Here is a 12,205-nt window from a genome sequence, read left to right as displayed (position 1 = left end):
AATAATCTCGTTCAAATAATGGGACTTTTTACAAAAATAAGTCTTTAAATGGTAAGGAACATTAGGTATAATTTAGTGGTTATTTAGCATATTTTAGAAATGTTTGGCTAAGTTTGTACGAAAAAGTGAAAGGGGAAATTTCATGTCTTGGCTCACCAAATGGTCGTTCAAAAATAAAGCGGCTATCACCATTATGTCTATTTTAATTTTAGCTTTAGGAGTCATTAGTTATTTTACACTTCCGATGGAATTCCTGCCGACCGCTGATCAGCCTCAAGTATCAGTAGTAGTTATGGGGCAAGGAACGGATGCAGACTCCATGGAAAAACAAGTGACGTCACCGATTGAAGAAGCGGTAGCCGGTGTTAAAGGAAAAAGCAACGTGTATTCGACGACGGGAGACGGCTATTCTAAAATCGATCTTTCATTTGAATCCAAAACGGATATGAAAGAAGCAAAAACAAACGTCCAAGAAGCACTGTCTTCGGTGCAGCTTCCAGCCAGCGTATCAAAGCCTAATGTTATTCAATTAAATACCTCTATGATTCCCATCGCAGATATTTCACTCACATTTAAAGAAGGATTAACAAGAGACAATCTGGATCTTGCGGAGAAAAAACTGATCCCTAAATATAAAGACATTAAAGGCATTGCAAGTGTTCAAACGTATGGAACAGCGGATTCCTACGTGTCTATTAAAGTTGATAATAAAAAATTGTCACAAAAGAACGTAACCATTGATAAAGTCATCAGCGTGTTAGAAGGAAAAAACACGTCGCTTGCAGTGGGAGAAAAAGTCATTAATAACAAGTCGAGCAACATCAACGTAACAGGTAAAATTGACAGCTTGGATAAAGTGAAAAAGCTGCCGGTTGCACCGAATGTAGCGCTGGGCGACCTTGCAAAAGTAGAAGTGAAAAAGCCTGAAGGCGTCGTGACGCATATTAACGGAAAAGATGCACTTTTACTTATTGTGACAAAAGACAGTCACTCAAACGCCGTTAGCATTACAAAAGAAGTAAAAAAACTGTCTCAGCAAATTAACAAAGACTATAACAATGTGAATGCTTCTGTATTTTTTGCAACAGGGGACAGCGTACAAAATTCTGTCCATTCCATGATGAAAGAAGTGTTGCTGGGCGCACTTTTTGCGACTATTGTAATCATGCTGTTTTTACGCAGCGTTCGCTCTACGTTTATCACAATTGTATCTATTCCGCTATCGCTTTGCTTTACGCTTTTCCTATTATCCAAATCAGGCGTTACGCTCAATATTTTAACGCTTGGAGGAGTAGCGGTAGCGATTGGGAGATTGGTAGATGATAGTATCGTTGTTATTGAAAACATCTTCCGGAAAATGCAAAAAGAAAAGTTTTCGCTTGGGCTGATTATTGATGCGACAAAAGAAGTAGGTTCTGCTATTACTGCTTCTACGTTAACGACAGTAGCTGTCTTTTTACCAATCGGCCTTGTAAACGGAGGGCTTCAGGATTTTATGCTTCCGTTTGCTCTAACGCTGACGTATTCATTGCTGTCTTCATTAATTGTGGCACTTACGGTTGTACCGTTAATGAGTGCAGGATTATTAAAAAATGAAAAACTTCGCAAGCACAAGCAGCCGGTTCGTTTTACAAAGGTTATTACGTGGTCGCTTAATCATAAATGGGTTGTACTGCTGCTTTCGCTGCTTTTATTTGTCGGATCTATTGGCGCATACACGATGATGCCTAAAGGAGCGGTGGATAACTCTTCATCTGACTTTGTAGGCACAACGTTAAGCTATCCAAATAACACGCCAATTAAAACCGTAGAAGAAAAATCACTGCAGCTTGAACGCTACATTTTAGCTCAAAAAGAAGTAAAAGAGGTATATATGCAGCTTGGTAATACGGATGAAGGAGCCAAGTGGGGAGACGTTGGTTCGCCTACTGAAGCTACGTATACGATTACCGTAAAAGACAGTGGAAACACTGATTCGCTAATGAAACGAATTCAAAATCAAAAGAAACTCTATGACGGAGGGGATCTTAGCGTAAGTGCAGCTTCACTAATGGGAGCGTCCACTACTTCCATTACCGTTGATGTAATTGGAAACGACATGAACAAGTTAGAAAAAACAGCAAGCAGCATTAAGAAAGAAATCAGCGATATAAAAGGAGTAGACAAAGTTTCTACGAACCAAGACGAAAAGAAAACGATTTACTCTCTAGACGTAGATCCAACAAAAGCGAATACGCAGCAAGTAGCGCAGCAGCTTGGCGTTATGCTGAATAAAACGCCGATTGGAGCGATAGATTTAGAAGGCAAGCAAGCAAATGTACTTCTTGAATCTGTCTTAAATCCAACATCACCAAAAGAGTTAAAAGATATTTCTATTATGACAGAGACAGGACCGTCGCCTGTTTCAAAAGTGGCTTCGCTAACGCAAGCTGAAAAGCCGACAAATCAGTTTCATAAAAATGGAGACCCGTATATTCAAGTAACAGCGGATGTCAATCCAGAAAAGCTTTCAGAAATTAATAAAGACATTCAAACAACCATTTTTGGAGACGGTAAGAATAAAGGACTGTCGATTTCAAAAGATGTTGACGTTGTAATCGGCGGAGCAAGCACTCAGCAAGGAGAAGACTTCTCTGACTTGTTCATTACAATGCTCGTGTCGATTGGTATTGTGTTTTTAATTATGGTGATTACATTTAAAACAATCCGCACGCCGTTTGCGATTTTATTTTCGCTTCCGCTTGCAGCCATCGGTGCCGTGTTAGGATTATTAATCAGCCGTATCCCAGTAGACGTAACGGCTTTACTTGGAGCCCTGATGCTGATTGGTATTGTTGTAACGAATGCGATTGTACTATTAGACCGCGTGAAGCAAAATGAAAAGAAAATGATTATGCGCGATGCCATTGTTGAAGCAGCGGCTACGCGTATGCGTCCAATTGTCATGACGTCTGCTGCTACGATTTGTGCGATGCTGCCGCTTTTATTTAAACAAAGCGAAAGCGGAAGCCTCGTTTCTCAAAGTCTTGCAGTCGTTGTAATCGGAGGGTTAGCCGTTGCGACTCTTCTTACGCTTGTAGTCATTCCGGTTGTATATGAACTGCTTCATTTCAGAAAATCGAAAAAACAGAGAATACAGCAAAAACAGCAGGAAGACGTAACGCCGCTATAATATTTAAAAGAGGCTAGAACATAAGTAATTTAGTTGAAGGAAGATCCGAACGATTCATCGTTCGGATTTTTTTATTGGTAGAATGAACGTAGGTTTCATGTCTGTAGTTGCTTCTAGCTAGAATTGATTTGGTTACGTTCCAGCCTCTTTTTTATGAAACCTTTTGGCTAGTCAAACGTATAGTTATACAAAGAGATGGAGGGATAGTATGTTTGGAATAAAAGAGCGATGTTCCGTTTGTCAAAAAGAAATTCAGCCGAATGAAGAAGTATGGATGCGGATGAAGTATCCAAGTAAAAGAGGCATGACCGAAATTAAAGCTTTCCTACATCAAGAAGCGCAGTTTGTATGCATGGACTGCTTTGAAAAAACAAAAAAATGAGTCAAATGCAAGTGTTCTATTTTCAAAATATTGACATATTATATTTTATAGTTTAATATTTAGGTAATTATCTAAATACCTAAATATAATGGAGATGAACTTCAATTGAATGAAACGTTTAAAGCCTTAGCGGATCCTACTCGCAGAAAGATTTTAGAGCTGCTAAAAGAACGGGATTTAACCGCAGGAGAAATTTCCGAGTATTTTAATATGACCAAACCAAGCATCTCAAATCATTTGAAGATCTTGAAGCAAGCGGACCTCGTTCAAGATGAAAAAAGAGGACAGTTTGTGATTTATTCGTTAAATACAACCGTTTTTCAAGATTTAATCGGCTGGTTTTTCAGCTTTCAGAAAGGAGAGAGTTAAATGAAAAAGCACGTATTTCCTTTAGGTATTACTCTTTTAACACTGGTTGTCTGGCTCATTGCACTGCCGCATCTTCCAGCTACGATGCCCATTCACTGGGGAGCAAATGGAGAAGCAGACGGATTTGCAACGAAGATAAACGCAATGATCTTAACAGTAGGCATCATGGTACTTATTTATTTTATCATCGCATTTGTTCCGCGAATTGACCCGCGTAAAGAAAATTATAAGTACTTTTCAAAAACGTATAATATCTTGTTAAACGCCGTACTGCTATTATTCTTTTTTGTAAATATGAGCACTATTTTACAGGGGCTTGGCTATAACGTGCCGATGTCGTACATTGCTCCAATTATGGCTGGACTCGTTTTTATCATTATCGGAAACTACTTGCAGCGCGTGCGCTCGAACTATTTTATGGGCATTCGTACACCGTGGACATTGAGCAATGAAAACGTATGGAAAAAGACGCATCGTTTATCTGGAAAGATCTTTTTTATCGGCGGACTGCTAATTCTTATTAGCGCTTTTTTACCTGATGGATACAAGTCAGTTATCTTGTGGGGCAGTATCGTTCTGTGCGTGGCGGTTCCTTATCTGTATTCGTACTTGGCGTATAAAAAAGAAATGAATATGTAAGCATCCAAAAAAATCCGGTGAATATACCGGATTTTTTGATGGATAACATATCAGCCGTAACGCCACCGTTCGTGTCACGCCGGCTGATGGGAATAAATACAGCATAAAGTATGAAACGCGTTTCAGGTCAAGAGCTGCTATGAAAAAACTTACATTTGTTTACGGTCACTTGCTTCAGGCGGCTTTTCAATCCAGCCGTTTTTAATCATCACTTCGCTGCAGCGCCCCGCTACTTTTAAGTCTCGTAAAATACACGCTTCACAGTGCCCGACAATATCAAGCCTCATGCTGGTGGTCATTGCCGTTGCGTAGTAAGTAATGGCTACTTTAAACATTGCGCCTGCGTGAAACGTCATCAGCTTTTCTGAAAAAGGCGCGTGCGTGGACGTTGTGATTTCATTATCCAAAAGCGGAGGCGTATGAAGGTTTTCCTCGTGCATAATGGAAGAATAAAGCTCAATGTGCTTGTGGGCGACATCAAGCCCCGTCTCCATGAATTTCCGCACATCTTTTCGTTTACTCACTTGCTTAAAGGCAATCAAAAGCGCTTTGGTTGCCATGCTTTTACGTAAATTAAAATAAATATTCCCAGCTTCCGTTGCGTTTAAAAGGCGCTGCTTGCCGACAAAATCAAGAGCGTAAGACAAATCTGTGATCGACTCTTGTTTTTTGGGGTTTGAAAAATAAGGAGCCGGTACATAAAGATTTTTTGCTAAAAGCAGGTCGAGCGACCGATTATATACTTCCATCACATCTAAATTGCACTGATGATAATAATCTCGAAGATCTCGGCGAACGGACACGCTAAATGAAATGCCGTATCCTGCCAAGCCGTGAATGGTCATGTCGTGAAGATACTTGAGCCAAAACGAGTCTGTAAAAAGCGGAGGTGCGTGCAAGTCCACATCTTCATCTGTAAATCCGTTTGGCAACGGAAAATGTTCGGCATGAAAAATGGCAGTCAGCAGCTCAATATGCTTTTTTGATAACTCTAGCGAAAAGGCAAACAGCGACCGAATTTCAGCATCCGTTACCGTTGCTAGAACGTGTTTCGCTACACAAACCGCCAGCGTATCCTGCTGATACTGCGCGCATAGACTCGTTATTTCAGGCGAAGTCAAACGCTTGCTTTCTGCGTTCAATTGGCTTTCCTCCTATCTATAAAAATGGTACGTATTTATGAAAAAACAGATAAGTATAGTGTGGACAAGGCTGTGTTAAATTATTCCATGAGCGAAGCGCTCATTAATGAAAAATTAACAAAGGTGCTCACTGATTGTTAAATAGTAAATTATTTTTTCTAGGCGATGCAAGAACATACACAAGAAAGGAGTTTGTTCTCAATTAAGACCAATAACTGACTGAACACGACATTTGCACTAATTAGGGGATATTTATCGAAAAATGTTCTTTATTGAGGTTTACTTTTCGGTATTTGTTCTCTATAATAGTCATTACTTGGTGATTATTTAGTAAAAAAGAATTAAAAACAAAGTTTAATTAGATATATATGACAAATAACAGTGTGTAGTGGTTATGTTCGTTCTTAATAAAGAACGAAGAAGTCGTGAGAGGAGAAAATATGAGTGCAATAGCTGGAATTTATCATTTTAATAACAATCCCGTATCTCACGAAGAGGTAGCTAACGTTCTTCAAGCTTTATCCAAATATCCAGCTGATGACATACAGGTATGGAAAAAAGGAAATGTTGCACTTTTAAGTCATACACAATGGATCACTTCAGAATCTGTTGGAGAAAAATTACCTTATTATGACTATGAGAAGCAGTTAGCTATTACGGCAGATGCTATTATTGATAATCGCGAAGAATTGGTAGATCAGTTGCAAATCAAGGATATCTATAAAGCGCACATTACAGATAGTGAATTGATTTTGCTTGCGTATCATAAATGGGGAGAAGAAGCTCCGAAATTTCTAGTGGGGGACTTTGCTTTTGTTATTTGGGATGAGAAACAGCAAAAGTTATTTGGAGCAAGGGATTTTTCAGGAAACCGTACTCTATATTTTTTCAAAAATGCTACAAGCATGGCTTTTTGCACCGCTATTAATCCGTTATTTTCGCTACCTTATATAAAAAAATCTTTAAATGAAGAGTGGCTTGCAGAATTTTTAGCCATTCCAATAACATTTGAGTCAACGGATGCTGCATCAACTGTTTATAAAGAAATTCAACAAATACCGCCTTCCCATTCAATAACCATTTGTCATAATCGGCTTGAAGTGAAAAGGTATTGTATAGTGCGAGAAGAGAAAAAGCTAAAACTAAAATCAAACGAAGAGTACGAAGAAGCATTTCGCGATGTATTTCAGCAAGCTGTAGATTCTAAGCTAAGAACCCGATTACAGGTCGGCGCTCACTTAAGCGGAGGATTGGATTCAGGGTCAGTAGCTGGTTTTGCTTCTAAATCTCTTTATAAAGAAAACAAGAAATTACATACATTTAGCTATATCCCAATAAATGAGTTTGAGGATTGGTCGCCTAAAAGCAGAGTGGCAAATGAAAAGCCCTTTATCAAATCAACTGTTAATTACATAGGTAATATAGAAGATAATTACTTTGATTTTGAAGAAAAAAGTCCTTTTTCCGAAATTGATGAATGGCTTGAAATATTAGAAACACCTTACAAGTTCTTTGAAAACAGCTTTTGGCTTAAAGGTATTTATGAACAAGCCTCTCAAAAAGGAGTAGGAGTTTTACTAAATGGACAGAGGGGAAATTGGACAATCTCCTGGGGGCCTGCGCTAGACTATCAGGCACAGCTTTTAAAGAAGGGAAATCTAGCTAAATTCTTTCGAGAGCTGCGTTTGTACAGCAGGAGTTTAGGGGTAGGAAGATCTCGTGTTCTTCCAGTAGTAGCGAAAAAAGCTTTTCCAGGGTTGCATTCGCTCATCTCATCAAGGCAAGAAGCGCCATATCCACCTATCATCAATCCTGACTTTGCCCAGAGATTTGATGTATATGCCAGACTAAAAGAACATGACATCAATACGGATGGCTTACTCACTAAAAGCGCTTATGAAATAAAGAAAACACAGTTTTTACAGCCATATTACTGGAGTATTAACGGTACATATACAACAAAGCTTTCTTTATATCATTCTTTATGGGATCGTGATCCGACAAACGATTTAAGAGTTATTCGTTTTTGTTTATCAGTTCCTGAAACGCAGTTTGTTCAAAATGGTCAAGATAGATCTCTGATTAGAAGAGCAACTAAGAATGTTCTTCCGGACGATATAAGGCTTAATCAAAGAACAAGGGGCTTGCAAGGAGCCGATGGCATTCAGCGTATGATACCAGAATGGAATTTGTTTATAAATGAAATGGAAAAAGTAACAAACTCTGATTTTATAGCTGAATATTTTGATATGACCTTAATAAAGGCCGCTTTGGCAAAATTAAGGGACAATCCTAAACCGGAGTCTGTATTCAGCACTGACTTTAAGCTTTTGATGCGAAGCTTAATAGTATATAGATTTATAAATAAGTTTCTTTGAAAGGGGGTGAAACTATGAAAAAAGAGTGGAAAAAGCCAGTACTAGAAGTACTTGACGTAAATATGACGATGGCAGGCCCAGGAACTAGTATTCCCGATGCGGTCCAGCCGGATCCAGACGAAACAGTTCACTACAGCTAATTTGAATAAATGATTATAGACAACAATTGCCCTTATACAAACTGAGTTGTATGAGGGCTTTTCAAAAAATTAATAACATCTGGAGTGAAATTAATGATTAGTATCAAAAAAAAATATACTTACGATGCTTTTGGGCTAAATATTTTGAGTGAGCTGTCTTTGCCAGAATTAAATCGTCCAGTTTTTCCAGGTGATCATATAGACGTTTCTATTAAATTTTCAGACTTATCAATAGACAAAATTGAATTAGATCAAAAAAACGGCTTTACGGTCCGAAGTCATTACGTAGCCTTTGAAGTTCCCAGTCTAGCCATTTTTTCTATAAAGAACGGAAAAGAAATTGTAGTAGCACCCCTTAATGACTTTGACGAAGATAAAGCAAGGCTGTACGTACTGGGAACTTGTATGGGAGTAATTTTAATGCAGCAGCAAACTTTGCCTCTCCACGGCAGTGCAATAGCTATAGATGGAAGAGCTTATGCTATCGTTGGCAATTCTGGAGCCGGAAAGTCTACCTTGGCGTCAGCTTTTATTCAGAAAGGATATAAGCTCATAAGCGATGATGTCATTCCTGTTACGTTTTCAGATGAGCGTATTCCGATGGTTCAACCAACGTATCCTCAGCAGAAGCTATGGAAAGAAAGCTTAAACGAGTTTGGGATTGATTCCAGAAAATATAATCCTTTGTTTGAAAGAGAAACAAAATATTCAGTGCCCGTAAAAGACAGTTTTTATAATCAACCAATTCCTTTAGCTGGCATCTTTGAGCTTGTAAAAGGGAGCGGGGAATCTGTAGAAATTCGTCAAACAAACAGATTAGAAAGCTTTCGGATTTTACTTCATCATACGTTTCGGGGTTCACTTCTGCAGAGGCTGGGATTAAAAGAGTGGCATTTTATTTATTCTTCAGAGATTCTCAAAAGCGTAAATACGTTTCAAGTAACGCGATCTTCTTCTATCTTTACCCCGTATGAGTCGGTCTCCAAAATACTAAATATAGTGAAAGAAGGGAATTTAATTGATTAAATCAGAGCAGATTCTACCTAAGCATGTTGTAACACAGAGTGAGGGAAATATCGTAAGTGATATGGGAAATGAGAAAGTTATGCTAAATATTGAAAACGGTAAGTACTACAACCTAGGTGAAATTGGAGGAGACATCTGGGAAGGTATTAGTAAACCCACACAAGTAAACGAATTAGTGAATCATATTGTAAAAAAATACGATGTTCAAACAGATAAATGTGAAGAAGAAGTTATTTCATTTTTAGAGAACATGTATCAAGAAAATTTGATTGAGCTGGTTGTGGAAGACTAAATTTTTATGTGTATTTTATATGAATAATATTGGAGTAGCTGTGATGAAATTGATAAAAAAAGCTAAAAATTTCTTATGCTTAGATACCAGTCAAAAGCTTTTGTTAATCGAAGCATTCTATTATCTTGCTTACGGAAGAATCCTTAAAGCATTGCCATTTTCAAAGGTTACACCTATGTTAGGGGAGCGTATGAAAGAGAGCAGCATGGATGAAAATAGCTATGAAACTAAAACGTTAAGGCATATTTCAAAAGCTATCTATCAAATGAGCAGATACACTTTTTGGGAAAGCCAATGCCTCGTGAAAGCCTTCGCAGGTATGAAGATGCTAGAAAGGCGCTGTATTGAAAGTACGCTGTATTTAGGTACAGGAAAAGATGAAAACGGGAATTTTATTGCACATGCCTGGCTGCGAAGTGGCTCAACATACGTAACGGGATCAGAGGGAATGGAAAGGTTTACAGTCGTAGGGAACTTCTCTAAAACCTTGAATAATAAAGGAAATCGAAAGGAAAAACGATGATAGACAAACAACCAATAATTGATACAAGTCAGTCCAAAGAGCTTCGCTTTACTCTAACCCTCTAGATAAGCTCGCCTTTAAACAAGCTTACCTATACTTTTTATAATTCTTATTCTGGTCATTTTTGTGGTCGTGGAGAAAACTAAAGAAGCCAGCGTTATTTTAAGCTTTTCTTGCAAAATGGTTAGCATATGTGAATTAAGCGCGGGTGGGATAGATATTTTATAGGTCAAACTGATAGGAGGTAGAAGAACGTATATTGGAACCGTTACTGTATTATATTAAGAAACTGCATTCTTCAGCAGGGAAAATTATATATTTTAATGTTTTTGGTATGGCCATTGCTAGTTTAATGGAGGGATTTGGCATCTTGCTGATTATCCCGTTGTTAAGCATTGGTGGGGTAATAGAAGCAAATACTGCGTCTAGCAAGCTCAGTCAGCTGTTTAATTTCCTTACCGCATTGCCGCCGTCTTTGTATTTACCATTAATCTTGTGCATGTATGTAGTAATTATTATTGGGCAGAATCTCCTGCAGAGAAGCTTAGCTATTCGAGATGTTAAGATTAGAGAAAAATTCAGCAGAGACTTAAGAATTGAAATTTACAGCTTGCTGCTGCACTCGAAGTGGGCGTTATTTTTAAAAAAACGAAAGTCAACGCTTATTAATCTATTAACTTCGGAGCTGGCACGTGTGATAGGCGGTATTAATTTTGCTCTTCAGCTGCTGTCTAATACTATTTTTATGATTATACAATTAGCTATTGCCCTGTGGTTGTCTGTCAAAATGACTCTTTTTATCGTGCTGTTTGGTTTGATACTAGGGTATCTTTCAAGAAAGTTCGTACAAAAATCTAGACACTTAGGACGTAGAACCTCTCAATTAGGGGAAGACTACATGGCTGGAATCACAGATCAGCTTAGTGGCATTAAAGATATTAAGAGTAATAAATTGGAATACAGCTATATTGATTGGCTGCGTTCTTTAACCTCAAGAATGAACGCAGAACAAATTGAATATGTAAAACTTAAGTCAAGCTCTCAGCTAGTATATAAAGTGAGTGCGGCTCTTCTCGTTGCAGTATTTATATTTATATCTGTAAAAGCTTTTCATGCTCAAGGCGAGCAGCTTTTGTTAATTATTCTTATCTTTTCTCGGTTATGGCCGAGATTTATTGCGATTCAATCAAATTTTGAACAAATAGCAGCTACTCTTCCCGCTTGTCAGGCTGTTAAGAAGCTCATAGAGGACTGCTCTAAAGAACAAGAATTCAAGCAAGCAGACGCGCTTTCGCCAATTACAGAGACGCAAATAGAGTGTAAAGACGTTTATTTCCGCTACAAAAAAGACAGTTATACGTTAAAAGATATTAACTTGACTATTCTTCCTAACCAAATGACCGCTATTGTAGGTCCTTCTGGAGCTGGAAAAAGTACGCTTATTGACTTATTAATGGGACTGAACTCTCCTGAAAGAGGCGAGGTGCTTGTAAATGGTCACCCGCTTAAAGATGAACTCCTACTGTCTTTAAGACAAGCCATCAGCTATGTACCTCAAGACTCGTTCTTATTTAACACTACCGTAAGAGAGAATTTACTGACGGTGAATGCACAAGCTAGTGAAAGAGAATTATGGGAAGCATTAGAATTTGCGATGGCAGATCAGTTTGTAGGAAATTTGCCTCAGGGTCTAGATACTGTTATCGGAGATAGAGGAATGAAGATATCGGGCGGAGAACGTCAAAGGCTTGTTTTGGCAAGAGCAATTCTAAAAAAACCAGCTCTTCTCATTTTAGATGAGGCTACAAGCGCCTTAGATACTAATAATGAGAATAAAATTAAAGAGTCAATTGACCGGTTAAAAGGGAAAGTAACGATTGTTGTTGTAGCTCACAGGCTGTCCACTATACAAGCTGCGGATCAGGTTCTTGTGTTAGAAGAAGGAAAAGTGATTCAAAAAGGTAGCTTTAATCAGCTGGCCTTTGAAGAAGAAGGCGCGTTTCATAAATTACTAGAAGGTCAATTTCAAACTGTTTAATAAAGGTAAGCGCTCTTAATTTATTAGGATAATCTATTTGATGTTTAACTCACAATAAAATAAAGGCGCAATATTATTAAAAATTTCACTTATAACTATTAACG

11 protein-coding genes are annotated in these 12,205 nt (G+C 38.2%); 10 read left to right on the top strand and 1 reads right to left on the bottom strand.

Translation table 11 applies throughout. The annotated features are described in order from the left end of the window. The first annotated feature begins 142 nt into the window (after positions 1-142). The 4 genes from AC3WJG_RS11260 to AC3WJG_RS11245 all read left to right on the top strand — a co-directional run bounded on the left by AC3WJG_RS11260 (position 143) and on the right by AC3WJG_RS11245 (position 4,562). The gene (locus AC3WJG_RS11260; RefSeq protein ID WP_337133587.1) at positions 143-3,172 is read left to right on the top strand and encodes an efflux RND transporter permease subunit; all 3,030 of its coding nucleotides are present in this window, start codon (positions 143-145) and stop codon (positions 3,170-3,172) included. A gap of 208 nt (positions 3,173-3,380) precedes the next feature. Further along, a complete protein-coding gene (locus tag AC3WJG_RS11255) occupies positions 3,381-3,554 on the top strand; it encodes a hypothetical protein (protein WP_029324973.1) in 174 nt (57 codons plus the stop codon). A gap of 105 nt (positions 3,555-3,659) precedes the next feature. Continuing rightward, on the top strand, positions 3,660-3,923 hold the full coding sequence (locus AC3WJG_RS11250; protein WP_013082079.1) for an autorepressor SdpR family transcription factor: 264 nt from the start codon (positions 3,660-3,662) through the stop codon (positions 3,921-3,923). Further along, positions 3,924-4,562 carry an SdpI family protein gene (locus tag AC3WJG_RS11245; protein WP_337133584.1) on the top strand — a complete coding sequence of 213 codons (639 nt, stop codon included), beginning with the start codon at positions 3,924-3,926 and terminating at the stop codon, positions 4,560-4,562. 149 nt (positions 4,563-4,711) lie between these two features. Here the strand turns inward: AC3WJG_RS11245 and AC3WJG_RS11240 are convergent, their stop codons facing one another. Continuing rightward, positions 4,712-5,704, bottom strand: a complete 993-nt coding sequence (locus AC3WJG_RS11240; protein ID WP_337133582.1) for a DUF3231 family protein — start codon at positions 5,702-5,704, stop codon at positions 4,712-4,714. Between the two features lie 440 nt (positions 5,705-6,144). Between AC3WJG_RS11240 and AC3WJG_RS11235 the strand changes: the two genes are divergently transcribed. From AC3WJG_RS11235 to AC3WJG_RS11210, 6 genes are all read left to right on the top strand, one after another. Continuing rightward, positions 6,145-8,082 (top strand): asparagine synthase-related protein, encoded by a 1,938-nt coding sequence (locus AC3WJG_RS11235; protein WP_337133580.1) that lies wholly within the window; start codon positions 6,145-6,147, stop codon positions 8,080-8,082. A gap of 14 nt (positions 8,083-8,096) precedes the next feature. Next, complete coding sequence (locus tag AC3WJG_RS11230) at positions 8,097-8,222, top strand: paeninodin family lasso peptide (protein WP_014461234.1); 126 nt, start codon at positions 8,097-8,099, stop codon at positions 8,220-8,222. 93 nt (positions 8,223-8,315) lie between these two features. After that, on the top strand, positions 8,316-9,248 hold the full coding sequence (locus AC3WJG_RS11225) for an HPr kinase/phosphorylase (protein ID WP_337133578.1): 933 nt from the start codon (positions 8,316-8,318) through the stop codon (positions 9,246-9,248). Then, positions 9,241-9,540 (top strand): lasso peptide biosynthesis PqqD family chaperone, encoded by a 300-nt coding sequence (locus tag AC3WJG_RS11220; protein WP_028414306.1) that lies wholly within the window; start codon positions 9,241-9,243, stop codon positions 9,538-9,540. Before AC3WJG_RS11225 ends, AC3WJG_RS11220 begins: the two co-directional genes overlap by 8 nt. Before the next feature lie 43 nt (positions 9,541-9,583). Beyond that, entirely contained in the window at positions 9,584-10,063 is a 480-nt protein-coding gene (locus AC3WJG_RS11215) for a lasso peptide biosynthesis B2 protein (RefSeq protein WP_337133575.1), read from the top strand. 259 nt (positions 10,064-10,322) lie between these two features. Then, positions 10,323-12,101, top strand: coding sequence for an ABC transporter ATP-binding protein (locus tag AC3WJG_RS11210; protein ID WP_337133573.1), 1,779 nt, complete (start codon positions 10,323-10,325; stop codon positions 12,099-12,101). The last annotated feature ends 104 nt before the right edge of the window (positions 12,102-12,205 follow it).

The organism is Priestia sp. FW507-14D1A (assembly GCF_058781295.1).
This window is presented reverse-complemented; position numbering and strand designations above follow the sequence as displayed.

Excerpts from the sequence above, each read along its gene's own strand:
- AC3WJG_RS11235 (WP_337133580.1), top strand. The coding sequence starts at position 6,145 with ATGAGTGCAATAGCTGGAATTTATCATTTTAATAACAATCCCGTATCT.
- AC3WJG_RS11225 (WP_337133578.1), top strand. The coding sequence starts at position 8,316 with ATGATTAGTATCAAAAAAAAATATACTTACGATGCTTTTGGGCTAAAT.
- AC3WJG_RS11260 (WP_337133587.1), top strand. The coding sequence starts at position 143 with ATGTCTTGGCTCACCAAATGGTCGTTCAAAAATAAAGCGGCTATCACC.
- AC3WJG_RS11215 (WP_337133575.1), top strand. The coding sequence starts at position 9,584 with ATGAAATTGATAAAAAAAGCTAAAAATTTCTTATGCTTAGATACCAGT.
- AC3WJG_RS11255 (WP_029324973.1), top strand. The coding sequence starts at position 3,381 with ATGTTTGGAATAAAAGAGCGATGTTCCGTTTGTCAAAAAGAAATTCAG.
- AC3WJG_RS11245 (WP_337133584.1), top strand. The coding sequence starts at position 3,924 with ATGAAAAAGCACGTATTTCCTTTAGGTATTACTCTTTTAACACTGGTT.
- AC3WJG_RS11230 (WP_014461234.1), top strand. The coding sequence starts at position 8,097 with ATGAAAAAAGAGTGGAAAAAGCCAGTACTAGAAGTACTTGACGTAAAT.